The 25,130-nt window shown below is 72.6% G+C and carries 23 protein-coding genes, 1 tRNA gene and 2 pseudogenes; 16 read left to right on the forward strand and 10 right to left on the reverse strand.

Translation table 11 applies throughout. The annotated features are described in order from the left end of the window. Window positions 1-96 precede the first annotated feature (96 nt). The 5 genes from QUE40_RS00190 to QUE40_RS18655 all read right to left on the reverse strand — a co-directional run bounded on the left by QUE40_RS00190 (window position 97) and on the right by QUE40_RS18655 (window position 6,476). Window positions 97-1,950, reverse strand: a complete 1,854-nt coding sequence (locus tag QUE40_RS00190; protein ID WP_289231948.1) for an acyl-CoA dehydrogenase — start codon at window positions 1,948-1,950, stop codon at window positions 97-99. Between the two features lie 127 nt (window positions 1,951-2,077). After that, window positions 2,078-3,565 (reverse strand): hypothetical protein, encoded by a 1,488-nt coding sequence (locus tag QUE40_RS00195; protein WP_289231949.1) that lies wholly within the window; start codon window positions 3,563-3,565, stop codon window positions 2,078-2,080. 78 nt (window positions 3,566-3,643) lie between these two features. Continuing rightward, the gene (locus QUE40_RS00200) at window positions 3,644-5,101 is read right to left on the reverse strand and encodes a hypothetical protein (protein ID WP_289231950.1); all 1,458 of its coding nucleotides are present in this window, start codon (window positions 5,099-5,101) and stop codon (window positions 3,644-3,646) included. A gap of 2 nt (window positions 5,102-5,103) precedes the next feature. Beyond that, window positions 5,104-5,580 (reverse strand): amidase family protein, encoded by a 477-nt coding sequence (locus QUE40_RS18650; RefSeq protein WP_350227015.1) that lies wholly within the window; start codon window positions 5,578-5,580, stop codon window positions 5,104-5,106. Further along, the gene (locus tag QUE40_RS18655) at window positions 5,577-6,476 is read right to left on the reverse strand and encodes an amidase family protein (protein ID WP_350227016.1); all 900 of its coding nucleotides are present in this window, start codon (window positions 6,474-6,476) and stop codon (window positions 5,577-5,579) included. The genes QUE40_RS18650 and QUE40_RS18655 overlap by 4 nt, the downstream gene beginning before the upstream one ends. Before the next feature lie 91 nt (window positions 6,477-6,567). Between QUE40_RS18655 and QUE40_RS00210 the strand changes: the two genes are divergently transcribed. From QUE40_RS00210 to QUE40_RS00245, 8 genes and pseudogenes are all read left to right on the forward strand, one after another. Beyond that, entirely contained in the window at window positions 6,568-8,103 is a 1,536-nt protein-coding gene (locus tag QUE40_RS00210; protein WP_350227017.1) for an ABC transporter substrate-binding protein, read from the forward strand. A 1-nt stretch (window position 8,104) separates the two neighbouring features. Beyond that, window positions 8,105-9,052, forward strand: a complete 948-nt coding sequence (locus QUE40_RS00215) for an ABC transporter permease (RefSeq protein WP_289231952.1) — start codon at window positions 8,105-8,107, stop codon at window positions 9,050-9,052. Further along, window positions 9,049-9,984, forward strand: coding sequence for an ABC transporter permease (locus QUE40_RS00220; RefSeq protein WP_289231953.1), 936 nt, complete (start codon window positions 9,049-9,051; stop codon window positions 9,982-9,984). The genes QUE40_RS00215 and QUE40_RS00220 overlap by 4 nt, the downstream gene beginning before the upstream one ends. Window positions 9,985-10,027: 43 nt before the next feature. Further along, complete coding sequence (locus tag QUE40_RS00225) at window positions 10,028-10,987, forward strand: ABC transporter ATP-binding protein (RefSeq protein ID WP_350227018.1); 960 nt, start codon at window positions 10,028-10,030, stop codon at window positions 10,985-10,987. Continuing rightward, window positions 10,984-11,825: pseudogene (locus QUE40_RS00230) on the forward strand (ATP-binding cassette domain-containing protein). Before QUE40_RS00225 ends, QUE40_RS00230 begins: the two are co-directional and overlap by 4 nt. A gap of 29 nt (window positions 11,826-11,854) precedes the next feature. Further along, a pseudogene (locus tag QUE40_RS00235) lies at window positions 11,855-12,939 on the forward strand (P1 family peptidase). Continuing rightward, a complete protein-coding gene (locus QUE40_RS00240) occupies window positions 12,936-14,402 on the forward strand; it encodes an aldehyde dehydrogenase family protein (RefSeq protein ID WP_289231955.1) in 1,467 nt (488 codons plus the stop codon). The pseudogene QUE40_RS00235 and the gene QUE40_RS00240 overlap by 4 nt, the downstream one beginning before the upstream one ends. Window positions 14,403-14,425: 23 nt before the next feature. Next, window positions 14,426-15,232, forward strand: coding sequence for an SDR family NAD(P)-dependent oxidoreductase (locus tag QUE40_RS00245; protein ID WP_289231956.1), 807 nt, complete (start codon window positions 14,426-14,428; stop codon window positions 15,230-15,232). A gap of 10 nt (window positions 15,233-15,242) precedes the next feature. Here QUE40_RS00245 and QUE40_RS00250 read toward each other — a convergent pair whose 3' ends face one another. From QUE40_RS00250 to QUE40_RS00260, 3 genes are all read right to left on the reverse strand, one after another. Beyond that, window positions 15,243-15,752: a GNAT family N-acetyltransferase gene (locus QUE40_RS00250; RefSeq protein WP_289231957.1), complete on the reverse strand. Its 510-nt coding sequence runs from the start codon at window positions 15,750-15,752 to the stop codon at window positions 15,243-15,245. After that, a complete protein-coding gene (locus QUE40_RS00255; protein ID WP_289231958.1) occupies window positions 15,749-16,306 on the reverse strand; it encodes a GNAT family N-acetyltransferase in 558 nt (185 codons plus the stop codon). The genes QUE40_RS00250 and QUE40_RS00255 overlap by 4 nt, the downstream gene beginning before the upstream one ends. A gap of 71 nt (window positions 16,307-16,377) precedes the next feature. Further along, entirely contained in the window at window positions 16,378-16,839 is a 462-nt protein-coding gene (locus QUE40_RS00260) for a GNAT family N-acetyltransferase (RefSeq protein WP_289231959.1), read from the reverse strand. A 108-nt stretch (window positions 16,840-16,947) separates the two neighbouring features. Here QUE40_RS00260 and QUE40_RS00265 point away from each other — a divergent pair, with 108 nt between their 5' ends. After that, window positions 16,948-17,406: a Fur family transcriptional regulator gene (locus tag QUE40_RS00265; protein WP_289231960.1), complete on the forward strand. Its 459-nt coding sequence runs from the start codon at window positions 16,948-16,950 to the stop codon at window positions 17,404-17,406. A 10-nt stretch (window positions 17,407-17,416) separates the two neighbouring features. Next, the gene (locus QUE40_RS00270) at window positions 17,417-18,730 is read left to right on the forward strand and encodes a DUF4166 domain-containing protein (protein WP_289231961.1); all 1,314 of its coding nucleotides are present in this window, start codon (window positions 17,417-17,419) and stop codon (window positions 18,728-18,730) included. 18 nt (window positions 18,731-18,748) lie between these two features. On the opposite strand, the gene QUE40_RS00275 is transcribed toward QUE40_RS00270, so the two are convergent. After that, entirely contained in the window at window positions 18,749-20,131 is a 1,383-nt protein-coding gene (locus tag QUE40_RS00275; protein ID WP_289231962.1) for an HNH endonuclease signature motif containing protein, read from the reverse strand. Between the two features lie 320 nt (window positions 20,132-20,451). Between QUE40_RS00275 and QUE40_RS00280 the strand changes: the two genes are divergently transcribed. Then, the gene (locus tag QUE40_RS00280; protein WP_142007705.1) at window positions 20,452-21,078 is read left to right on the forward strand and encodes a superoxide dismutase; all 627 of its coding nucleotides are present in this window, start codon (window positions 20,452-20,454) and stop codon (window positions 21,076-21,078) included. A gap of 133 nt (window positions 21,079-21,211) precedes the next feature. Continuing rightward, on the forward strand, window positions 21,212-21,682 hold the full coding sequence (locus QUE40_RS00285; RefSeq protein ID WP_289231963.1) for a hypothetical protein: 471 nt from the start codon (window positions 21,212-21,214) through the stop codon (window positions 21,680-21,682). Between the two features lie 61 nt (window positions 21,683-21,743). Here QUE40_RS00285 and QUE40_RS00290 read toward each other — a convergent pair. Continuing rightward, window positions 21,744-21,817: transfer RNA gene (locus tag QUE40_RS00290), tRNA-Gly, on the reverse strand. A gap of 105 nt (window positions 21,818-21,922) precedes the next feature. Here QUE40_RS00290 and QUE40_RS00295 point away from each other — a divergent pair. The 4 genes from QUE40_RS00295 to QUE40_RS00310 are packed head-to-tail and all read left to right on the forward strand — an operon-like array spanning window position 21,923 to window position 25,124. Beyond that, window positions 21,923-22,846 (forward strand): AEC family transporter, encoded by a 924-nt coding sequence (locus QUE40_RS00295; protein ID WP_142007707.1) that lies wholly within the window; start codon window positions 21,923-21,925, stop codon window positions 22,844-22,846. Window positions 22,847-22,882: 36 nt separating this feature from the next. Next, window positions 22,883-23,758, forward strand: coding sequence for an acyltransferase domain-containing protein (locus tag QUE40_RS00300; RefSeq protein ID WP_289231964.1), 876 nt, complete (start codon window positions 22,883-22,885; stop codon window positions 23,756-23,758). A 25-nt stretch (window positions 23,759-23,783) separates the two neighbouring features. After that, window positions 23,784-24,359 (forward strand): dCTP deaminase, encoded by a 576-nt coding sequence (dcd, locus tag QUE40_RS00305; RefSeq protein WP_142007709.1) that lies wholly within the window; start codon window positions 23,784-23,786, stop codon window positions 24,357-24,359. A gap of 6 nt (window positions 24,360-24,365) precedes the next feature. Then, entirely contained in the window at window positions 24,366-25,124 is a 759-nt protein-coding gene (locus QUE40_RS00310; RefSeq protein WP_289231965.1) for an alpha/beta hydrolase family protein, read from the forward strand. Window positions 25,125-25,130: the final 6 nt, after the last annotated feature.

A 25,130-nucleotide genomic window follows, 5' to 3' on the forward strand; every position in this document is an offset into this window, starting at 1 on the left:
CCGCCCGCGCGGCTGCGGCGGTCGCGGCCCCTGCTCAAGAACGCGCGAGGCGCACAGGCATGCCTGTACGCCTCGCGCATCTTTGCGCTGCTCGGGTCAGAACGCGGCCTCGGGCAGCTCCATCAGCTCCAGGTTGACGCCCTCGGCGATCACCCGGTCGGCGGCGAGGCGCGGGAGGACGGTCTGCGCGAAGAACTTCGCGGCCGCGACCTTGCCGGTGTAGAACGCCTCGTCCTTGCCGGCGTCGCCCGCGTCGAGCCGGGCCTGGGCGACCTCGGCCTGGCGCAGCAGCAGCCAGCCGATGATCACGTCACCCGCGCCCATCAGCAGCCGCACCGAGTTGAGGCCGACCTTGTAGGCCTCCTCGGGCTGGTCCATCGCCGCCATGGCGTGGCCGCCCATGACGCCGAGGATCGCCTGGAAGTCGTCGACGGCCTTGCCGAGCAGCTCGCGCTCGGTCTTCAGCGTGTCGTCGCCGGCGCCGCCCTTGACGGTCGCGGCGATCTCCTGGGCGAGCCAGCCGATGGCCTGACCCTGGTCCTTGATGATCTTGCGGAAGAAGAAGTCGAGCGACTGGATCGCCGTGGTGCCCTCGTAGAGGGTGTCGATCTTGGCGTCGCGGATGTACTGCTCGACGGGGTAGTCCTGCAGGAAGCCCGAACCGCCGAAGGTCTGCAGCGACTCGGTGCCGAGCAGCACCCACGCCCGCTCCGAGCCCACGCCCTTGACGATCGGCAGCAGCAGGTCGTTGACCCGCTGGGCGAGGTAGGCCGGCGAGTCCTGCGCGACCGTCTCGCTGCCGGTGCGCAGCTGCTCGACGTCGACGGTGTCCTGCTGCGAGGCGGTGAAGATGACCAGCGCGCGCAGGCCCTCGGCGTACGCCTTCTGCAGCATCAGCGACCGGCGCACGTCGGGGTGGTGGGTGATCGTGACGCGCGGCGCGTCCTTGGCCGGGGTGGTCATGTCGGCGCCCTGCACGCGCTCCTTGGCGTAGTCGAGCGCGTTGAGGTAACCGGTCGAGAGGGTCGCGATCGCCTTGGTGCCCACCAGCATTCGCGCGTGCTCGATGACGCGGAACATCTGGGCGATGCCGTTGTGCTCGTCGCCGAGCAGGCTGCCGGTGGCCGGCTCCTTGTCGCCGAACGTCAGCTCGCAGGTGGTCGAGACCTTCAGGCCCATCTTGTGCTCGACGTTGGTGACGTAGGCGCCGTTGCGCTCGCCCAGCTCGCCGGTCTCGAGGTCGACGTGGAACTTGGGGACGATGAACAGCGACAGGCCCTTGGTGCCCGGGCCGGCGCCCTCGGGGCGGGCGAGCACGAAGTGGATGACGTTGTCGACCATGTCGGACTCGGCCGAGGTGATGAAGCGCTTCACGCCCGTGACGTTCCAGGTGCCGTCGTCGTTCTGCGCGGCCTTGGTGCGGCCGGCGCCGACGTCGGAGCCGGCGTCGGGCTCGGTCAGCACCATCGTGCAGTGCCAGCCCTTCTCGACGATCCACCGAGCCAGCTTCTTCTGCTCGTCGGTGCCGAGGACGTACAGCAGCTTGGCGAAGGCGTAGCTCGCGGCGTACATCGCGATCGCCGGGTTGGCGCCGAGCACCATCTCGTTCATCGCCCACTTCAGCGACGGCGGCGCGACCGTGCCGTCGAGCTCGCCCGGGACGTCGACGGCCCAGAAGCCGGAGTCGATGTAGGCCTGGTAGCTCTTCTTGAAGCTCTCGGGGATCTGGACGTCGGTGGTCGCCGGGTCGTAGACCGGCGGGTGGCGGTCGGCGTCGTCGAACGAGGCGGCCAGGTCGTTCTCGGCCAGGACCGACATCTGCTGCAGCATCTCGCGCGCGGTGTCGGCGTCGAGCTCGGCGTAGGGCCCGGCCCCCAGGACGTCCTCGCGCCCGAAGACCTCGAAGAGGTTGAACTCCAGGTCGCGCACGTTGCTCTTGTAGTGACCCACTGATGGCTCCTTCGGCCGCATGTTACTCGTCGGTACGAATCCCCATATTACTCGCTGGTAAAGGCAGGGTGCGGCGGAGTGCGGACTTACCTCGGCGTAGGTCCTGCTGGTCAGGGAGGGCCCCTCCTCAGCGGGAGGTCAGCAGGCGGAACTCGTTGCCGCAGGTCACCAGCGCCCAGTCCGCGCCCAGCGCCTCCACGTCGCCCGAGCCGGCGCAGGACATCGACGCGAGCTGCTGCCCGGTGCGTGGTGCCAGCAGCTCGACGGTGCGCCCGGGGTTGTCATCCGTGTGCGGCGAGAACGGGTTGTTGCTCGACGGGAGGTCCTGACCGACGCGTACGACGGACTCGCCCACCGTCACGTCGTTGCCGACGTCGGGCGAGGGGGTGAGCGACCAGAGCCGTCGTCCGGTCACGGGATCGACGGCGACCGGGTCGGAGTCGTCGAGGCTGAGCGCGGCCTGGGGCGTGGTGAGGTCGCCGGTCGCGTAGGGCATCGGTCGCGCGGTGGCGCTCGCGAGGTCGAGCGTCCAGCCGAACCCGGCCTCGCTCCCGTGCTCCCGCGAGAGGAACACCTGGTCGCCGACCAGCGTCCTCGCCGACGAGACCCGGTCGCACGGTCCGGTGGGCACGGTGGAGCGCACTCGGGTGGCGTCGAGGACGAACCACCGGCAGCGGTTGCCGCCGGCGTCGAGCGCCCAGACGTAGCGCCCCTGCGCCACGACCCGCGTCATGCGGTCGCCGCTCGGGTCGTCGACGCGCTGGCGGCGCTGGCCGGTGTCGGCGTCGACCAGGGTCACCCGCTGCCGCCCAGCCGGGCGCTCGACGACGGGCGCCACCGTCGGGAGGGTCAGGTCGGGGTTCTCGTTGGTCTCGAAGTCGAAGGCCTCGCTCGGGTCGTCGCGGTCGTACGTCATCGTCCAGCGACGCTCGCCGCGCTGCCCGACGCCTTCGAGGCGACAGCGGTTCGGTGGGTCGAGGGAGCAGGTCTCCAGGACCGTGGTCCGGGCTGTTGCGGCGACCACGTAGCTCGTGGGGCGCTCCCAGCGCAGCGCGCCGTCGGACGATAGTCGCAGGACCCGTTCGGGCCCGTTGTCCGAGTCGACCTTGAGGATCACCGAGCCGTCCTCGGCGACCTGCAAGCGACCGAGCATGAGATTGCGCGACCAGGGGGCGCGGGCGGGGAACCGGCGTGACCACAGGTGCTTGCCGGAGCGGATATCGCGCACCTCGAGCCACGAGGGCTCCCCGGCTGTGGCGCTGTCGGTGCGCAGGTACACCCTGTCGCCGACCACGGTCGGCGTCTCGCTGCGGTAGGGCATCGTCCACGCGACATCCCGGAGCTCGGACTGGTAGGCCAGCCACCACGGCACCCCGACGCCGACGGCGGCCACCAGCACGCTCGCAACGACCGGCAGCACGAGCCGACCGGGGCCCTCGCTGCGCTGCTCCGGCGCGGCCGGGCGCAGCCGGCGGACGAACCAGCCCGCGGCGAACCCGCCGACCGTGCACGCCGCCACGTGGGCCGCCACACCCTGGCCGGTCATCCAGGCCAGCGTGCCCACCGCCAGGGCCACGATCAGCCACAGCGTCGGAGCGATGAGTCGGCGGACCACCGTCAACCCTTACCAGGTCCGGCGGTCGCGCTCACGCTCGTCGGCCCGGCGTGACGGCATCCGCCCGGCGTGACGGCATCAGCCCGAGGGGGCGACCAAGCGCAGCTCGTCACCGCACCTGACCAGCACCCAGTCGTCGCCGACGCTGTCGACCGCGGTGAAGTCGTCGCAGACGACGGCCGCCAGCCGCTGCCCCGTGCGCGGCGCCAGCAGCTCGACCTGCCGCGGCGGCCGTCCCGGGTCGCGGAGCAGGAACGGATTGACCGCTTCGCCGTCGAGGGACCGGAGCCGGGCCACGGCGCCGCCGACGAACCACTGCTGCCCGGTCCGCTCGGGGCCGAGCGGCCAGAGCCGGCGCCCGGTGAACGGGTCCACCGCGCTCGGATCCGTCCCTTCCAGGTCGAGGGCGACCAGCGGCGAGGTCGACCCGCTCTGGGCGTACCGCATCGTGCGCGGGCGGGCGGTGCGCAGGTCGAGCACCTGGGCGCGCGGGCCGGGACCGTAGACCGTCCCACCGGTGAGCAGCTGGTCCGGCCCCAGGGAGCGCAGGCTCGCCGTCGGGCAGTAGCCCGGCAGGGTGGTCGTGCGGGTGCGCGTGGCGTCGAGCACCTGCCAGCGGCAGGCCCCGTCGAGGCCGGACAGCACCGTCACGGAGCGGCCGCGGGCCATCGCCAGGTCGGCCCCGGTCGGCGCGGTGCGCACCTGCTGCCGTGGCTGCCCGGTGTCGGCGTCGAGCAGGGTGACCCGGGTGCCCGTGTCGTTGATGCTCGGTTCGACCAGGGCGACCACGGACGGGGCGGGCGCCTCCGGCCCGTCCCCGTCGCGCACGCGACGCTCGACCTCCTCCTCGGGCACGTACGTCCTCGCCCAGCGAGTCCTGCCCCGCACGTCCACGCCCTGCATCCGGCACGATCGGTAGCTGCGCTCCGTGCACTCCTGGAGCACCGTGGTGCCCGGGGTGGCGGCCAGCACCTGCGTCTCGGGTCGCGACCACTGTCGAACGCCCTGCGGGCTGAAGCGGGTGACGCTCTCGCGGCCGTCGGGGCTCCCCTCCACGAGCACCGCGCCGTCGTCGGTGACGGCGGCGATCTGCTCCCCGGTGGCGCCGGGCAGGTCGCGACCCCACCGGGCTGCGCCGGAGGGCAGGTCGCGCACCTCGAGGCGTGCCGGGCCGTCGGTCGCGGAGCGCAGCAGCAGGTAGAGCCGCTCGCCGACGACCTTCGCGTCGGCCTCGTCCGAGGTCGCGGACCAGGCGACGTCCTGCTGCCCCTGCCGCCCCGCCGACCACCACGGAACGGCGAGCACGAGCACCGTCAGGGCCAGGCCTGCCGCGAGCGCCGCCCAGGGGCCGCCCGGTCGCAGGCGCAGCACGAGGCTGATCGCGCCGACGGTCAGCACGCAGTAGGCAAGGAGGTAGGGCAGCAGGCCGGTCGTCCGGCTCGGCCCGTCCAGCACGCCCGGGCCGAACCAGGCCCACGCGGCCAGCGCGGCGCCCGCCACGATCCACAGCGCGGGGGCGATCAGGCGGCGGGGCATCGTCAGCGCCCCCGCAGGGCGGACTCGAGCCACCGGGCCGCGCGCAGCACCCCGAGGTCGTCGAAGCGGCGGCCGGCGACCTGCACCCCGACCGTGCGCCCGTCGGCGGTGCGCCCGGCGTCGACCGTCGCCGCGGGCTGGCCGGACATGTTGAGCGGCACGGTGAACCCGATGTGCGCCATCGCGGTGTCGCCCTCGCCCCACGGCATCGGCCACTCGGCGGGGAAGGCCGCCATGGGCGCGACGGGAGACAGGACGACGTCGTACGCCTGGGTCGCCGCCACCGTGCGCGCCCGGATGGTGTTGGTCGCGGTGTAGCACTGCATCAGCCGGGTGCCCTGGGTGTCGGCGGCCGCCGTGGCCCAGCGCGCGATGAACGGCAGCACCCGCTCGCGCTGCTCCGGCGGCAGGGCGACGAGGTCGACGTAGGACCGCACGCGCCAGAACGTGTCGAGGTCGGCCAGCAGGTCGTCGGTCATCCACGGTTCGAGGGTACGACCTCCGCGCCGGCGTCGCCGAGCGCACCGGCGGCGCGCTCGACCACCGCCCGCACCTCGGGGTCGACCGGCATGCCGCAGCCGGCGTCGAGCAGCAGCCCCACCCGCACTGATCGAGGCTCGAATCCCGAAGTGTCCCAGTCGATCTCGGCCGGCGGCAGGCTCGCCCAGTCGCGCGGGTCGGGCTGCGCGATGACCGACATGAGCAGCGCGAGGTCGTCCACCGTGCGGGCCATCGGCCCGGCCACGCGGCCGAGGTAGGGCACGTCGATCGGCACCCGCCCGTCCGACGGCTTGAGCGTCGCAAGCCCCAGCCAGGTGCCGGGCAGCCGGATCGAGCCGCCGATGTCGGTGCCGACGTGCAGCGGGCCGAACCCGCCGGCCGCGGCCGCGCCGGCGCCCGAGCTCGACCCGCCCGTCGTGAGCCTCGGGTCGAGCGGGCTGCGGGTGATCCCGTGCAGCGACGAGACGCCGGAGGAGAGCATCCCCCAGTCGGGCATCACCGTCGACCCGAGCACGACCGCGCCCGACTCCAGCACGCGGTCGGTGATCGGGGCGTTGCGGTCGGGCACCACCGGCGTGACCCCGGCGTTGCCCGCCGGCATGGGCACGCCGGCGCGGGCGACGTTCTCCTTCAACGTGATCGGGACACCGTCGATGGGGCCGAGCGGTTCGCCCGCCCGCCAGCGGGCCTCGCTCTGCTGCGCCGCGCGCTCGGACTCCACCGCGTCGCGCTGCCAGAACGCGTTGACCGTCGGCTCCAGCTCGGCGATGCGTCGCTGCACCGCGCGATGGACCTCGACCGGGGAGAGGTCACCACCGGCGTACGCCCGCACCAGCTCGGTCGCGCTCAGCCACGCCAATCCGTCATCGACCACCGCACCATCTTGGCGGCGCGGCCTGGTGATTTGGGCCAGGATGGGACGCACCGCGGCGCGCAGGTGGCGCCGCCTCGCCCTGGGAGTGCCCGTGACCCGCAAGATCGCCCTCGTCAGCTCGGTCGTCGGGCTGTCGCTGCTCACCGCCGCGTGCAACGCCGGCTCGGGCGGCGGCGCCGGCTCCTCCTCCGCCAGCGGCTCCGGCTCGGGCGCGTCCGGCCCGTCCGGCGAGTCGGTCACGATCGGCCTGGTGGCCGAACCGGCGAGCCTCGACTTCACCAAGAACGACGGCGCGGCCATCCCGCAGGTCGAGCTCGGCAACATCTACGAGACGCTCGTCAAGCAGGACCAGAGCGGCAAGATCGTGCCCGGCCTCGCCGAGAAGTGGACCGTCTCGCCCGACCGGAAGACCTACACCTTCGACCTGCGGCCGGACGTCACCTTCACCGGCGGCCAGAAGCTCACCGCCGACGACGTCGTGTGGTCGATCAACCAGGTGAAGTCGGCCTGGACCATCGCCATCAAGGCCAAGATGGACCCGGTCTCCAAGGCCGAGAAGGTCGGCGACAACCAGGTGCGCGTGACGCTCAGCCAGCCCAGCAACAGCTGGCTGTTCAACATGACCACCCGGGTGGGTGCGATCTTCAGCCGCACCGCGGCCGACCAGCTCGCCACCAAGCCGGTCGGCACCGGCCCGTACGCCTTCAGCACCTGGCGCCGCGGCGACTCGATCGTGCTGACCCGCAACGAGGACTACTGGGGCAAGAAGCCCTACTTCAAGACCGTCACGCTGAAGTACTTCAAGGACCCGACCGCGCTCAACAACGCGCTGCGCTCCAAGACCATCAACGTCATCGGCACCGTGCAGGCGCCGGAGTCGCTCGGCCAGTTCCCGACGAGCCAGTACCAAGTCATCGAGGGGACGACCAACGGCGAGGTCGTGCTGTCGATGAACTCCTCGCGAGCTCCCTTCAACGACAAGCGAGTTCGCCAGGCCGTGCGATACGGCATCAACCACCGGGCGCTCCTCGACACCTGCTGGGCCGGGCGCGGTCAGCTCATCGGCTCGATGGTGCCGCCCACCGACCCCTGGTACGAAGACCTCACCAAGGTCACGCCGTACGACCAGGCCAAGGCCAAGCAGCTGCTGCAGCAGGCCGGCAAGACCGGCACCACCGTCCGGCTGCGGCTGCCGTCGCTGCCCTACGCGCAGTCGTGCGGGCCGGTCGTGAAGAGCATGCTCGAGCAGGTCGGGTTCAAGGTGCAGACCGACACCCTGGAGTTCCCCGCCGCGTGGCTGACGACCGTCTTCACCAACAGCGACTACGACCTGTCGATGGTGTCGCACGTCGAACCCCGTGACCTGCCAACGGTTTTCGGCGACCCGGACTACTACACCCACTTCAGCAACCCGCAGATGGCCGGGCTGCTCAAGGCCGCCGACACGGGCACCCCGCAGCAGGAGACCGCCAGCATGAAGAAGGCCGCGCGGCTCATCGCCGACGACGCCGGCGCCGACTTCCTGTTCCTGCTGCCCAACCTGATCGTCGCCGACAAGAACATCACCGGCCTCCCCAAGAACGCCATCACCGAGGGCTTCGACCTGACGACGCTGGGCCGCTCCTGACGTGCTGCTGCGCGTCCTGACCCGCCTCGGGGTGCTGCTGGCGAGCCTGCTCGCCAGCAGCGTCGTCGTGTTCGGACTCATGGCCGTGCTGCCCGGCAGCCCGGCGCGAGTTGCCTTGGGGGTCAACGCAACCGACGAAGCAGTCGCCGATCTGGAGCGCGAGTTCGGGCTGGACGACCCGCTGCCCGTGCAGTACTGGCGCTGGATCACCGGGCTGCTGCGCATGGACCTGGGCGAGTCGTACATCTCCCGTGCGGCGATCGCCCCGCAGATCGCCGACCGCTTCCAGGTCACGCTCTGGCTGGTGGTGTGCGCGATGGTGCTCGCGATGCTCGTGGCCGTGCCGCTCGGCACCCTCATGGCCGTACGCCATCGGCAGCTCTCCGGGCTGGTCCTGTCGACCCTGTCGCAGGTCGGCGTCTCGATCCCCGCGTTCCTCGCCGGCATCCTGCTCGTCGCGGTGTTCGCGGTCGGTCTGGGCTGGCTGCCCTCCGGCGGCTGGACGCCACCGGCGCAGGACCCGGCGCTGTTCCTGCAGCAGCTGATCCTGCCGGTCACCTCGCTGGCGCTGGTGCAGGCGGCGGTGCTCGCCCGATACGTGCGCAGCTCGGTGCTGGAGGTCATGCGCGAGGACTACATCCGCACGGCGCGGGCCAAGGGGCTCACCCCGATGCGGGCGCTGGTGCGCCACGGGCTGCGCAACGCGGCGATCCCGGTCGTCACCGTGCTCGGGCTGCAGCTGGCGACGCTGCTGGTCGGCGCGGTCGTCGTCGAGCGGGTCTTCGTGATCCCGGGGCTGGGGTCGGGGCTGCTCGATGCCGTCGCCAACCGCGACCTGCTGATGGTGCAGGACATCGTCATGCTGCTCGTCGCGGCGGTGCTCGTCGTGAGCTTCGTCGTCGACCTGCTCTATCTCGTCATCGACCCGCGGCTGCGAGGTGCGCGATGACCGCGGCGATCACCCGGCTGCGCCGGCGCGCCAACCCCAGCGTCGTGGTGGGCGGTCTGCTCGTGCTCGCCGTCGTCCTGGCCGCGCTCGTGTCGTTCGTCTGGACGCCCTACCCGCCGACGCTCGTCACCCCCGAGGACCGGCTCGCCGGGTTCTCCGCCGACCACCTGCTGGGCGGCGACCGGCTCGGCCGTGACGTGTTCTCCCAGCTGCTGGTCGGTGCGCGCACGACCCTGCTCGTCGGCATCCTGTCGGTCGGTCTGGCCGCGCTCGTCGGGGTCCCGCTGGGGCTGCTCGCCGCGATGTCGCGTCGGCAGCCCTGGCTCGACGGGCTGGTCATGCGCGCGAGCGACCTGCTGCTGGCCTTCCCGGCCCTGCTGCTGGCGATCATGCTGGCCGCGGTGTACGGCGGCAGCGTCGTCACCGCGATGGTCGCCATCGGCATCGCGACCGTCCCCGCGTTCGCCCGGGTCGTGCGCAGCGGCGCGCTCGTGGTGCTGGAGAGCGACTACGTCCTGGCCGCCCGCGCGGCGGGCCGGCGACCGTTCGCGATCGCGCTGCGGCACGTGCTGCCCAACGTCATGAACCTGGTCATCGTCCAGGCGTCCGTGTCGTTCGCCATCGCGATCCTCGCGGAGGCGGCGCTGTCCTACCTCGGCCTCGGCGCGCCGCCGGACACGCCCTCGTGGGGGCGGATGCTGCAGGAGCACCAGTCCTACCTCGACCAGGCGCCGCGGCTGGTGGTGATCCCCGGGCTCGCGATCGCACTGGCGGTGCTGGGTTTCAACCTGCTCGGCGACGGCCTGCGCGACCTGCTCGACCCGCGCCTGGCGAAGCACGTGGCGGGGAGCGACTCGGGGGCCAACGATGAGCGAGATGCCGAGCGGAATCCCAGACGGGTCGAGCCGGGCGGACACAAGCCGGTCGAGTAGGGGCGAGGCGCTAGCCGAGGCCCGTATCGAGACCAGGCCCGCCGTGCTGGACGTGCGCGACCTGTCGGTGACGGTGGGGCCGGTCGGTCTGGTGCACGACCTGACGTTCGCGATCGGGCAGGGGGAGCGGGTCGGCCTGATCGGGGAGTCGGGGTCGGGCAAGTCGATCACCGCCCTGGCGCTCATGGGTCTGCTGCCGGAGGGGCTGTCGGCGACCGGGGACGTACGTCTGGGCGGGGTCGAGCCGAACCTGCTCACCGCTCCCGAGCGCACCCTCGCGGGACTGCGCGGACGCACGATGTCGATGATCTTCCAGGAGCCGATGACGGCGCTCAACCCGACGATGCGGGTCGGCGACCAGGTGGCCGAGGCCATGCGGATCCACCGAACTCGCAGCAACCGCAAGGCTGCTCGCGCGGCGGTCGAGCTGCTCGACGACGTGGGGCTGCCCTCTCCGGGAGAGGTGGCGCGGGCGTACCCCCATCAGCTGTCGGGCGGGCAGCGGCAACGGGTCGTCACGGCGATCGCGCTCGCCAACGACCCCGCGCTGCTGATCTGCGACGAGCCGACCACCGCGCTCGACGTGACCGTGCAGGCGCTCGTGCTCGACCTGATCGTGCGCGGCGTCGCGGCGCGCGACGCGGCGATGCTGTTCATCACCCACGACCTCGGGGTGGTCGCGACGGTGTGCGACCGCGTGCTGGTGATGTACGGCGGGCGCATCGTCGAGGCGGGCCCGGTCGCCGAGGTCTTCGCCCGGCCGCGGCACCGCTACACGCAGGGGCTGCTCGCCGCCTCCGACCTCGCGGTGGGAGACGACGGGCGGCTGGCCACGATCCCCGGGGCGGTGCCGCAGGCGGGGCAGTTCCCGGCGGGCTGCGTCTTCCGCACCCGGTGCGCCCACGCCGACGCCCGCTGCGAGCAGCAGCCGCCGTGGGTCGGCGACGAGGACGACGGGCACGCCTGCGTGCACCCGGCGACGGGTGAGGAGGGGGCGGCATGAGCGAGGCGCCCGCGGTGCGGCTCACCGACGTGACCCGCGACTTCCGGCGGCCACGGCGGTCGTTGCTGCGGCCCGCCCCGGTCGTGCACGCCCTGCGCGGCGTCACCCTCGAGGTGCCGGCGGGGGAGCGGTTCGGGATCGTCGGCGAGTCGGGGTCGGGCAAGTCCACGCTGCTGCGCATCGTCGCCGGGCTCGACCGCCCGACCAGCGGCCGCGTCGAGATCGAGGGCGCGACATCACCGGTCTGCCCGAACGCCGGCTGGGGTTCGTGCGCGACCGGATGCAGCTGGTGCTGCAAGACCCGATCGGCTCGCTCGACCCGCGCATGAAGGTGGGCGACATCATCGCCGAACCCCTTGTGGCACAGGGGAAACCGCGCCCCCGCGAGCGCATCGCCGAGCTGCTGGAGTCGGTCGGGCTCCCGGCCGACGCGGCGGCCCGATACCCCCACCAGTTCTCCGGCGGGCAGCGGCAGCGCATCTCGATCGCGCGGGCGCTCGCCCCCGAGCCGCGGATCATCGTGGCGGACGAGCCGGTGAGCGCGCTCGACGTGTCGGTGCGGGCGCAGGTGCTCAACCTGCTGCTGGAGCTGGTCGAGCGGCTCGACCTGACGCTGCTGTTCGTCTCGCACGACCTGTCGGTGGTGCGGTACGTCTGCGAGCGGGTCGGCGTGATGAAGGACGGCGAGTTCGTCGAGGTCGGACCGACCGAGCAGGTCTACGAGCGCCCCGAGCACGCGTACACCCGGTCGCTCGTGGCGGCCATCCCGCACCTGTCCGACGCCCTCGCCGGGCGGTCGGCTGCGGACCTGGCCGCGGACGTGCGGAAGGAGGGGTGATGGACGGAAGGGTGACGGACGGAGGGGTGATGACGGAAACCGTTGCAGGACCCACGAACTCGCTGCACGACGTGACCGGGCTGCGGGTCGGGCACGCGCAACGCATCGGCGACGGCTGGCTGACCGGCACGACCTGCGTGCTCACCGGGCCGGACGGCGCTGTCGGCGGGGTCGACGTGCGCGGCGGCGGCCCGGGCACCCGCGAGACCGACCTGCTCGACCCGCGCAACGCCGTCGAGCGGGTGCACGCGGTCGTGCTGAGCGGGGGAGCGCCTTCGGGCTCGCGGCCGCGACGGGAGTGATGGAGCGGCTCGACGAGGCCGGCATCGGCTTTCCGCTCGGCGACATCGTGGTGCCCATCGTCCCGGCAGCGGTGGTCTTCGACCTGGGTCGGGGCGGCGACTTCCGGGCGCGCCCCGACGCGGACATGGGGGCAGCGGCCTACGACGACGCGGTGTCGGTCGACGCGACCGCCGGGGTGGTCGAGGGGAACGTCGGCGGGGGCACCGGCTCGAAGGTCGGTGGGCTCAAGGGCGCGGTCGGGTCAGCGAGCGCGGTGCTGCCCGACGGCACGACCGTGGCAGCCGTCGTGGTCGCGAATGCCATTGGCTCCAGCGCGGATCCGGTCACGGGCGAGCTGTACGCGGCTCGGTTCGGGCTGCCCGGTGACTTCCCGCCGATGAACCCGGCCGACCCGGCCGAGGTCGCCGCAGCACGCCGGCTGGCCGAGGAGCGCGCGAAGGCGAGCGGTGTGCCGCCGTACGCCATGGCCACCACCATCGGGGTGGTCGCGACCGACGCGACGCTCGGCAAGGCGCAGTGCCAGAAGCTGGCGGGCATCGGGCACGACGGGCTGGCCCGGGCGGTGCGTCCGGTGCACACGATGTTCGACGGCGACACGATCTTCGCGCTGGCGACCTGCGCCCGCGACGTGCCGGACGCGTGGAGGTTCCACGCGATCCTCGAGGCCGGCGCCGACTGCGTCACGCGGGCGGTCGGGCGGGCGGTGCTCGCAGCGGAGTCGGTGACCGCGGCGGGCATCACGTGGCGCTCCTACCGCGACGCCCTGCCCTCGGTCTTCCGGGGTCAACCGCGCTTCCAGGACCGCTCGTGAGCGACGACGGCTGGCGCGGCCGGTGGCCCGAGGGCCTGCCGGTCGGCGACGCCTGGGTGGCAGCGGGTGCCTCGCGCGAGGTCGTCTTCCCGTACGACGGCAGCGTCGTCGCGCAGGCGCCCGAGGGTGATCCGGTGCTGGCCGGGCAGGCGCTGGACGCCGCGGCCAAGGTGCGGCGCGAGGTCGGCCGGCTCCCGTCGTACGTCCGGCGCGCCGTGCTGCAGGACGTGCACCGCGACGTGGCGGCGCACCGTGAGGACTTCGAGCGGCTGCTGGTGCTCGAGACGGGCAAGCCGCTGGTCGACTGCCGGGTCGAGGTGGAGCGCACGCTGCTGACGCTCGAGACGTCGGCGGAGGAGGTGGCGCGGCTGCACGGCGAGACGGTGCCGCTCGACCTGCTGGCGAGCGGGCGGGGCCTCGTGGGCTTCTGGCAGCGCCGGCCGATCGGCGTCGTCGTGGGCATCGCGGGTTACAACTACCCGCTGCTGCTCGCCGCGCACAAGATCGCGCCGGCCCTCGCGGCGGGATGCCCGGTGATCGCGAAACCCGCTGAGCCCACACCGCTTTCGACCCTCTGGCTGGTGCACCTGTTCCGCGAGGCGTTGGCGCGGGCCGGTGCACCGATGGCCGCCGTGCAGCTCGTGACGGGTGACGCCGAGGTGGGGCGCGCCCTGACGACCGACGCGCGGGTGGGGGCGGTGTCGTTCACCGGATCGGCCGCCGTCGGGCACGCGATCGCGCGGGCCGCGGCACCCACGAAGGTGCTGCTCGAGCTCGGGTCCAACGCCGCGCTGGTGGTGAGCGACGACGCCGACCTCGACGCGGCGGCCGCAGCCGTGGTGCGGGGCGGCTACTACGCCTCCGGCCAGGCGTGCATCTCCGTGCAGCGGGTGATCGTGGTGGAGTCGGTGCGCGACGACTTCGTCCGGCTGCTGCGTGCGGCGATGGCGCAGGTCGTCGTCGGGGACCCGCGTGACGAGGCGACCCGCGTCGCGCCGTTGATCGACACGCGGTCGACCGACCGGGTGCTGGGCTGGGTCCAGGACGCGGCTGCTGCTGGCGCCGAGATCGCCGCGGGCGGGGCGGCGCAGGGCCGCGCGATCGAGCCCACCGTGCTCGTGGACGTGCCTGCGGGACAACGGGTCTGGGACGAGGAGGTGTTCGGCCCCGTGGTCGTGGTGCGGGCCGTGCCCGACCTGGACGCCGCGCTCGAGGCCGTCAACGAGTCTCGCTACGGCCTGCACGCCAGCGTTTTCACCCGGTCGCTCGCGACGGCGTTCCGGGCGATCGAGGAGATCGAGGCGGGAGGGGTCGTGATCAACGAGGTGCCCGGATTCCGGTCCGACGTCATGCCGTACGGCGGGGTCAAGGACTCCGGCATCGGGCGCGAGGGCCCACGGTTCGCGATCGAGGAGCTCACGGTGACCCGGATGGCCGTGATCCGGCCGGGCGAGCCGGAGTGACGAGCCGGAGTGAAGGAGCAGGGATGGACGACACGGGCCACGGCAATCCGGACCACCGCAATCTCGACTACCGCAACCTGTTCGACCTCACCGGCAAGCGGGCGGTGGTCGTCGGCGGGGCCGGCGGCATCGGCCGCGAGCTGGTCGCGGGACTCGTCGCGTTCGGCGCCGAGGTGGTCGTGGCCGACCGCGAGCTGACCGCCGCGCAGGACGTGGCGTCGACGCTCGAGGGTGCGAGGGCGTACGAGCTGGATGTGCTTGCCCCGCAAGCGATCCCGCGAGCGGCGGAGGCGCTCGACCCGGTCGACGTGCTGGTGCTCACCGCGGCCACCAACATCCGCAAGCGGATGGTCGACTACGCGCCGGAGGAGTTCGAGCGGGTGGTGGCGCTCAACCTGCGCAGCAGCTTCGAGCTGATCAGTTCGTTCGGTGCGCGCATGGCGCAGCGCGGCAGGGGCAGCATCGTCGCGTTCACCTCGATCCGTGCGGTGACGGTGGAGCCGGGGCAGGGGGCGTACGCCGCGACGAAGGCGGGCCTGATGCAGCTGGTGCGCACCGCCGCCGCGGAGCTCGGGCCGGACGGGGTGCGCGTCAACGCCGTTGCGCCGGGCGTGGTCGAGACCCCACTGACCGAACAGATCCGCGCGAATCCCGAATGGGGCCAGGCGTATTCGGACAAGAGCGCTCTCGGCCGCTGGTCCCGCCCTGACGAGCTGGTCGGTGCGGTCGTCTATCTCGCCAGCGAGGCGTCGTCCTTCGTCACCGGCTCGCAGCTGTTCGTCGACGGCGGCTGGACCGCCATCGACGGCCGCTACACCCCACCGACCTGACGGCGAAGCCCTACTCCTCCAGGCCGCGCGGCGCGGCGAGGTCGAGGCTGAGTGTCGTGAGCCCCTCCACGGTCACGAATCCCAGGCGGCGGTAGAGATCGAGGGCAGCGTGATTGTCGTGCTCTGTCACCAAGGACAGGCGACTCGCTCCAGCGGCCGACGCCGCGTCTCGAACCGTGGCGACCAGGGCAGCCGCGACTCCCCGGCGGCGAGCATCGGGGCGCACGTACAGGTCGCGCACCTGCCAGAACCGACCGCGCCCGAGGGAGGCCGGGACAGCGTGGGCGGTGGCCAGGCCGACCGGCACACGCGCCGACGGGTCCACGGACGCGGTCAGCACCGTGAGCATCCGTGACTCGACCATCTCGGTGAGCCAGACGAGCGTTCGCTCGGTGTCGTCCCGGGGCATGCCGTAGTGCTGCCGGTACTGGTCGAACAGGCGACCGGCGGCCGCGAGCGAGTCTCGGGTCTCGCACGTGATGACCCGCACGACCGGCTCGGTGCCCGCGTCCCCGCTCACTGACGCTCCCACGCGGAGCGGCTGATGGCGTACAGCACCTCGCCCTCGTCGGCGCCGGGCAGCGGCTCGTCGAAGTCGAGCAGGTAGGACCGCCAGTGCGTCATGCCGATCGAGCGCATCACGGCGCGGGAGCCGGCGTTGACGGCCATCGTCTCGGCGGTGATGCGGGGCAGCCCGAGGTCGGCGAAGCCGTAGCGCAGCACCTCGCGCGCGCCCTCGCTGGCGAAGCCGCGGCGCCACGCGCGGCGCATCAGTCGATAGCCGAGCACGCCGTCGCCTGGGTCGCCCTCCTGTGGCTTGGCCACCGGCAGCAGCGCCCACCACCCGATGAACTCCTCGCCTGCGAAACCGGCCCAGTAGCCCATGCCACGCTCCCGGTGCGCCGGGTTCGTGCGGCGCACCATCGACTCCTCGACCTCGGCGCGGGTGCGCGGCCGCGCGAACAGGTAGCGCAGCACCTCGGGGTCGCTGTCGAGCTCGACGAGCTGCTCCAGGTGCTCCGGTCCGAGCGGGTCGAGGCGCAGGCGGTCGGTGCGCAGCGGTGGCAGAGGCATGTCTCGGATGCTGCCACCCGGCGGCGGCTGGCGGTGAGTGGTCACGGGTCGCCCGGTGCGCGCGACCGTGCTCAGCCCGTCTGCGCAGCGGGTGGCCGGGCGCCCAGGTGCCACTCGGCGTACGTCATCGCGTACTCCACCGTGCACGGGTCGGCGTCGTCCTCGACGGGCCGGCACAGGTGGAACGCGCGCACGTAACGCATGCCCAGCCGCTCGGCGAGACCGCGGGCGGCGTCGTCGCCGGCGGGGGTCTCGGCGAAGACGCGGAGCAGGCGGCGGGTGGCGAAGGCGTACGCCAGCACGGCCTCGGCGCCCTCGCGCGCCAACCCCTCGAGCCGGCACCGGCCCTCGACCTCGCAGGTCAGCTGCGCCTCGACCCCGGCGCGGCCCTGGTCAATGCGGCTCGGCCAGGCGAGCGCCCAGGTCGCGACGGGGCCGCGGTCGTCGTGGGCGAGCCAGCGGCCGACGCCGGGGCGGCCGGTCATGGTCGGGAGCAGGCGCAGTCGGGGAGTCGTCAGCACGGGAAGGTCCACCTGCCGGACGCTGCCAGGCGCGCGGGAGCCCGCGGCCGGGCTTGACGCGGTCTTGACGCAGGTCGACGGGATCCTGACGCGGGCGGCGCCGGTGCATACCCTGGGGCCATGATCGAGCGGCGTTCCGAGCGGGTGACGGCGGCCCTCGCCGCGCTGCGCGAGCGGGGCGAGCGCGTGACACCCGGCCGATCCGCCGTGCTCGAGGTCGTCGACTCCTCCGCCGAGCACCTCGACGCCGAGTCGATCGCCACGGCCGTCGCCCGCCGGGTGCCGGGGGTGCACCGCGCCACGATCTATCGCAGCCTCACCTCGCTCTCCGAGCTGGGCATCCTCACCCACACCCACGTGCCGGGCTCCGCGACGATCTATCACCTCGCGCCCGCCGGCGAGAGCCACGGCCACACGCACCTGCAGTGCACGTCGTGCGAGCGGTTCTTCGACCTCCCGGTGAGCGAGCTGGAGCAGCTGCGCGAGTCCGTGCGCGAGAGAGCGGGGTTCGAGATCGACCCCCGCCACGCAGCCCTGCTCGGCACCTGCGAGGAGTGCGCCCAGGACCAGCAGGCCTGAGGCCGGGCGCATGGGCAGGCGGATCCACGGCGAGCAGATCTACGTCGAGACGCTCGTGCGCGCCCCGATGGAGCGACTCTGGGAGCTGACGCAGGACCCCGCCCAGCACACCCGGTGGGACCTGCGCTTCACCGAGATCAGCTACCTCCCGCGGCCCGATCCGCAGCAGCCGCAGGAGTTTCGGTACGCCATCCGCCTGGGCCCGTTCTCCGTCGCCGGGGTCGGTCGCACCCTCGGCGAGACCGAGCGGCCCGACGGCACCCGCACCTCCGCCCTGGGCTTCGGGTCGCGAAACCCGTTGTCCCCCATCAGGATCGGCCGCGGTTACTGGAGATACGTGCCGACCGACGACGGTGTCCGCTTCCTCACCGGCTTCGACTACGACACGCGCTGGGGCCCTGTCGGCCGCCTGGTCGACCGCGCCTTCCGCCCGGCGATGGGCTGGGCCACGGCCTTCAGCTTCGACCGGCTGCGGTTGTGGCTGGAGGAGGAACACCCCGGAACGCAACGGGATCCGGGCGGCGGCGAGGGCGTACGTCTTCGGGTCGAACCGGGTCGTGCCGCACGCGCGGCGCGCCCTGCGCACCCCGCCCGACCGCACGTCAGGCACCGCGCCCCGCACGATCGAGCACGTCGAGGTGGCGGTGTGAGCATCTTCGCGACCGCGATGGGGCCTGACTTCGAGCGGCTGCACCCCATGATGCGCAAGCGGTTCGGCGTCAGCGTGGCCGGCGGCCGGGCGTGCATCGGCCGCGGCGTGATGGACGAGGTGTGGCACGGGCCGTCGTGGACGCTGCCGTTCCTGCGCCTGGGGTCGTGGCGCAACATCCTCGTGCCGGTGCAGGGGCGCGACATCCCGTTCATGATCGAGAACTACCCCTACGTCGACTCCCTCGGCCGCGAGACGGTCTCGTTCAACCGCACGTTCGAGGTGCCACCCCGGCGGGCGCGCTTCGACGCCCAGATGGTGCTCGACCCCGGCCGCAACCAGGTCGTCGACTTCCTCGGCACCCACCAGCACCTCGCGACGCCGCTGTCGTTCGAGGTCACCACCGAGGGCGGCCTGACGATCCGTTCGCACGACCAGGTGTTCCAGGAGGGGCCGCTGCGCTTCCGCTTCCCTGACCAGCTCACCGGGCAGGCCGTGCTGCACGAGCGTTACGACGAGTCGATCGAGCGGTTCCGCATCGAGGTGAGCGTCAGCAACCGGCGGTTCGGCCGGCTCGCGGGCTATCGCGGCACGTTCACCTGCACCTGGCCCGCGATCGGTGACGAGGGCGTGCCGGCCTCGGTGAAGCCCCGTCGTGAGGATCCACGCCTGTGAGTCGAACGGCGCCAATCCCTATGTGCGACGGTGGAACTGGACGGTCTTGACGCCGGTCCCGGCGTGGGTGCGGATCGTGGCTTCGGTGCCGGGCAGGTGGTAGGCGCGGTGGTGCCAGCCGCACATCGGGACGGCGTGGGCAAGGTCGGTCGGACCGCCGGCGGCGTAGGGAGTCTCGTGGTGCAGCTCGGTCCAGGCGTAGGGCCGGTCGCACCCGTCGACCGCGCACTCGGAGTATCGGGTGGCCAGCGCGGTGCGCTGCGCCTCGGTGAAGAACCGCCGCGTGCGGCCCAGGTCGAGCGGCAGGGACGGCCCGTCGAGCACCGCGGGCAGGATCCCGGCCCCGCAGGCCAGGCGCCGCGCGTCCCCGGACGAGATGTCGTGCCCCGTGTCGAGGCCGGCCGAGGCGAGGTCGGCGAGCAGCTGCTCCCGGGTCATGGTGACCACGACCGTGGCAGCGACCTTGCCGTGCAACCGGTCGGTCGGCAGGTGCTCGAGCAGCTGCGCGAAGGCCCGGCCGTACTGGTGCGGCCAGTCGACCTCGGCCCAGGTGGCGGTCTTGTCCCCGGGCGCGCCGACGCTTCTGACCGAGCGGGCGCTGCCGCCCTGGTGACCGTCATGGTAGAAGGCGTTGTCGGCGTCGCCAGCGTTGCGTTGGCGACGGGGCGAGGCGAGCTGTTGCACGGTCTTGCGCAGGATGTCCCCGGCGGGGCGGGGCACGACGAACGACCCGGAGACGGTGCCGTCGTGGTTGTCGTGCATCGTGAGGCGGCACCGGTCCAGCGCCGAGCTCTCCTCGTCGCGCAGGACCCGGTCTTCGTGCTCATCGACCTTGCGCTGGTCGCGCTCGACGACCGAGAGGGCGCGCCGGGCCGCGGTGCGCAGTCTCGGCGCCGACATCCGGGCCGCGTCACCCACCAACGACTCCTCGACCCGTGCGACCTGGTCCGGCGACAGCCCCTCGGGCAGCTGCGTGATCGCCCACGCGATCACCCCCGCGTGCTCGGGCGAGACGCGGCCCTGGGACATCGCGGTGCCGGTCGCGGGAAGTCGCTCGTCGAGCTGCTCGGCGAGGTCGGCCTCCCGGGTCGCAGCGCCGCCGGTGCTGTTGGTCTGCCGCGCCAGCCAGGCCCCCGTGGTGGAGAACCCGCTCTGTCTGGCGACCTTGGACCGGTTCGCGCACGCCACCAGCCGCAGCTTCAGAGAGGCCACGCGCCGTGCCAGCCGCTCGGTCTCGGCCACCGCGCGCTCCAACGCGTCGGCGTCGGCGAGCACTCCCGGGCCGGGCTCGTCACCCAGCGCGTCCAGCACCGCGTGCAGCTCGTGCAGGGTGGACGCCACGGTGACGCCGCCCGCGACACGCGGCCGGCTCGCCGTGCTGGTCGCTGTGCTGACCGCCATGCCCTCCCCTCCCCGGGTGACGCTCGTCCCACGACGGGCGAACTGGTGTTCGACTGAGACCCACGCTACGACCGACCACTGACAGCCGCCCCGGAGCCGCGGAACGCCAACAGATCCGCGGGGTTCGTCGTTCTCCGTGCCGGGTCTCGATACGGCCTCGTTCCTCGGCCTACTCGACCGGCTTGTGCCGGCGTACGCGACCGGCTTGCGTCGGGCGTACTCGACCGGTCGGCACCGGCCCGGGGGCCTCCAGCGGCCCGGACTAGGGTTGGGCTACATGCGACAAAGTCGCATATAGCCGATCCGAACCGGAGGTGCACATGGCCGACTACCAGCTCCCCGAGCTGCCCTACGACTACGACGCGCTCGCCCCGCACATCAGCGGCGAGATCATGGAGCTCCACCACGACAAGCACCACGAGACCTACGTCAAGGGTGCGAACACCGCGATCGAGCAGATGGCGGAGGCGCGCGACAAGGACGACCTGAGCACGGTCAACCTGCTCGAGAAGAACCTCGCGTTCAACCTCGCGGGGCACGTCAACCACTCGGTGTTCTGGCCGAACATGTCGCCCGACGGCGGCGACAAGCCCGACGGTGAGCTGCAGCAGGCGCTCGACGACCAGTTCGGCTCGTTCGACGCGTTCCGCTCGCACTTCACCGCCAACGCGCTCGGCATCCAGGGCTCCGGCTGGTCGATCCTCGCCTGGGACTCGGTGGGCCAGAAGCTGCTGATCTGCCAGCTGTACGACCACCAGGGCAACCTGCCGGTCGGCCTCACCCCGCTGCTCATGCTGGACATGTGGGAGCACGCGTTCTACCTCGACTACAAGAACGTCAAGGCCGACTACGTCAAGGCCTGGTGGAACGTCGTCAACTGGGCCGACGTCATCCGCCGGTTCGAGGCCGCGCGCACCGCGACGAACGGACTCATCGTCCCGGCCTGATCGTCAACCCCCGGAGAGACATCTCTCGCAGACGAGCCCTCACCCGCCTCACCCCTTGACCTCGCGCCGGACGCGCAGGAGGTTGGGCCGAGACGGGCGGGGGCCCGTCGTGCACCGCACAAGGGGAAACACCATGAAGATCAAGACCGTTCGTCGTACGGCCGCGGCAGCTGCTGTCGTCGGCGCCGCCGCCACCGGGATCGCCCTGGCGCCCGGGGCCAAGGCCGACAGCAGCTTCACCGGGCCGAACGGCTACATCAGCAGCTCGTGCAGCGGCTCGCTGATCAACTCGGGCCGGCTCTACAGCAGCAACGGGACCCGGCACTCGACCGCGCAGTGGCGGCTGTACTACAGCAGCAGCAACGGTGGCAAGAACTGTCTGGTCCTGAACGACAACATCTGGGGCTCGCACGACATGACCGCGGCCATCCGCTACGCCTACAACTACAACGACGGCGCCAAGGACAGCGGCGTGTTCGCGAACTACGCGGGCGCGTCGAACCTGAAGAACGCCGCCGGGCGTTGCATCGGCATCACCGTGTCGCTCACCGAGCACGACGGGACGGTCTACAGCTACAACCGTGAGTCGTTCCACTGCGGCTGACCCGCGTCAGCAGCACGCGAAAGCCGCCGGATCCCGTTGGGACCGGCGGCTTTTCGCTGTCTGGAGCGGGCGACGAGAATCGAACTCGCGTATTCAGCTTGGGAAGCTGATGTTCTACCATTGAACTACGCCCGCGCGGCCGCTCGTCCGGTCTGGACCGGTCTGCAACGGCACGGCGCCACGGAGTCTAACCGACACCCGCCCGCACTCCCGAACTCGCCCGGCGAGAGCATGTGACTCGTGACAGCGGTGCTCGAGGGATTCGCCACGATCGGCCTGGTCATCGCCCTCGGCGCGCTCCTCGCCCACATCCGCCTCGTGGACGACCAGGCCCGCGTGATCCTCTCCCGGCTGGCGTTCTTCGTCGCCTCGCCGGCGCTGCTGGTGACCACCATCGCCGACACCGACGTGCACGGCGTGCTCTCCGGCAACCTCGTGGCCACCGCCGCCGGCGTGCTCGTCCCGGCCCTGACGTACGCCCTCGCCGCCCGGTTCGTCTGGCGGCGCGGCAGCGGAGACACCGTCATCGGCGCGCTGTCGAGCAGCTATGTCAACGCCGGCAACCTCGGCCTGCCCGTCGCGGCGTACGTCCTCGGCAACGCCTCCTTCGTCGCGCCCACCCTGCTGCTGCAGCTGCTCGTGCTGCAGCCGCTCGCGCTCGCGGTGCTCGACGCCGACCGCGGCGGGCGCCGGGTGTCGCTGCGGGACATCCTGCTGCGCCCGTTCACCAACCCGCTAACCCTCGGCACCCTGCTCGGCCTGCTGCTTGCGGTCACCGGCTGGCGGCTGCCGGAGTTCGTCGGACGCCCCATCGAGCTCGTCGGCTCGATGGCCGTGCCCGGCATGCTCATCGCGTACGGCATCGCGCTGCGGCTCGGACCCGGCCTCGGCGGCGGCATCCCGAAGGCGGAGCTGGCGCTCACCACCGCGCTGAAGCTGGTCGTGCAGCCGCTCGTCGCCTATCTCGTCGCGCACTTCGCGCTCGGCCTCGACGGGCACCCGCTGCTCGCCGTCGTGGTCTGCTCGGCGCTGCCGACCGCGCAGAACATCTACGTGCACGCCAGCCGATACGACCGGGCCACCACCCTCGCCCGCGACACCATCCTGCTGACCACCGCCGGTGCCGTGCCGGTGATCCTGCTGATCGCGTACCTCCTCGGCTGAGGCGGAGCCGCGGGCCACCTCGTAGTGTCGAGGCCCGTGACCCCTGAGCAGATCGCCGACCGGCTGGCCCTGGACCGGGTGCGCCCGTTGCTCGACCCGCTCGCGGTCGAGCCCGACGACGCCGCCGAGCTGGTGCGCTGGCTGCCGACCCTCGACGCCGCCGACCACGCGCGCGTCGCGACGGCCGCGGACGCGGTGCTCGGGCACCTCGGCGTCTACCGGATGCCCGACCCCGACCTGTTCGCGGCGGTGCCCGACGAGGCGGCGCGCCCGCCGGGGCTGCTGCGCCTGGCCGCGCTGCTTGCCACCGTGCCGGAGGTGCGCGCCTTCCACGCCGACCGCGGCATCCCCGACGCCGACTCGTGGACGGCGCTGAGCCTGTTCGGGGTGCAGCTGCGCATCGACCGCGCGGCCTACGACGGCACCTTCGGGCTGCGCACCGCCCTGTGGCTCACCGCTCCCTGGTCGGGCGCGCTCTACTGGCTCGGCCGGCTGCAGCTCAACCTGTTCGACGTGCCCGAGCAGGGGCGCTGGCTGTCCGCCCACATCCCCCGCACCGGACCCCTCGACCCGGGTGCGGTCGACGCGTCGTTCGCGCGGGCGTACGCCTTCTTCGACCGGCACTTCCCCGACCTGCCGGTGCGCGGGTTGCACTGTCGCTCTTGGCTGTTGGACCCCCAGCTGCTGGAGACGGTCGCGCCGGAGAGCAACATCGCCCGCTTCCAGCAGCGGTGGCGGCTGACCGACGAGCTGGCCCCGGGGAACGCCGACGCGCTCTACTTCACCTTCGCGCTGCGCGGCGACCTCGACCTGGAGCGGCTGCCCCAGGAGACCTCGCTGCAGCGCGGCATCGTGGGGCGGGTGCGGGGCGGCGGCGAGTGGCACGTGCGCACGGGCACGATCCCGCGCTGAGCGGCGGGTCGTCTAGTTTGGCGTCGTGCTGCTCTCCGACCGCGACATCCTCGCCCAGATCGACGCCGGCCGCGTGGCCCTCGATCCCTACGACCCGGCGATGGTCCAGCCGTCCAGCATCGACATCCGCCTCGACCGGCACTTCCGGCTGTTCGACAACCACAAGTACCCCTACATCGACCCCGCCGAGGAGCAGCCGGAGCTGACCCGCGCGTTCGAGGTGCGCGGCGAGGAGCCGTTCGTGCTGCACCCGGGGGAGTTCGTCCTGGGCTCGACGTACGAGCAGGTCACCCTGCCCGACGACGTCGCCGCCCGCGTCGAGGGCAAGTCGAGTCTCGGCCGGCTCGGACTGCTCACCCACGCGACGGCGGGCTTCGTCGACCCCGGCTTCTCCGGCCACGTCACCCTCGAGCTGTCCAACGTCGCGACCCTGCCGATCAAGCTGTGGCCGGGCATGAAGATCGGTCAGCTGTGCTTCTTCCAGCTCAGCTCGCCGGCCGAGAACCCTTACGGCAGCGAGAAGTACGGCTCGCACTACCAGGGCCAGCGCGGCCCCACCGCGAGCAAGTCGTTCTCCCGCTTCCACCGCAGCGAGGTCTGAGCGCCGGTGCCGAGCGAGGAGGCGCCCGAGGTCACCGCGGCGCACCGGCCCCACCTGAGCCTGCCGCGCGGTCGGCGGCCGGGGGCCGTGGCGCTGGTGCTGCACGGCGGCGAGCCGACCAGCACCCTCCCGGTCACCCGGCTCGACCCCGCCCTGCTGCGGATGATCCCCTTCGCGCGCGACGTACGCCTGCGCAGCCGCGGGCGGGTCGGCCCGGCCGTGCTGCGCAACGCCGTGCGCGGCTGGAACGGCGACGCCAAGTCGTCGGTCGCCGACGCGGAGTGGGCGCTCGGGCGGCTGCGCGAGCGCTTCCCCGACGTGCCGATCGGGGTGATCGGCCACTCGATGGGCGGGCGCACCGCGTTCGAGCTGGCGGGCCACCCGGAGGTCAGCAGCATCGTCGCGCTCGCCCCTGGCTGTCCGACGCCTACGCCGCCGAACCGTTCGTCGGCACCCCGCTGCTCGTGGTGCACGGGCTGCGCGACCGGCGCACCGACCCGGCCGCGGCCCGCGACCTGGTCGAGCGGGTCGCGGCGGCCGGCGGCGACGCGCAGTTCGTGGGGCTGGACGACGCCCACGCGATGCTGCACCGCGCGCCCGCCTGGCACCGGCTCGCCTCGCGGTTCACCATCGACCGGCTGCTCGCCCGCTGAGCGGGAGGCGCGGGAGGCGTACGCCCGGCTCGCCGGCCCGGGGGAGGGGCGGCTCACCCTTACGGCGGGGCGGCGGACGTACGTCCTGACACCTGTCGGTCCGTGCCCATAGGTTGGG

Origin of the sequence: Barrientosiimonas endolithica, assembly GCF_030296655.1 — a bacterium.
In the GTDB taxonomy this organism is placed as follows: domain Bacteria; phylum Actinomycetota; class Actinomycetes; order Actinomycetales; family Dermatophilaceae; genus Barrientosiimonas; species Barrientosiimonas humi.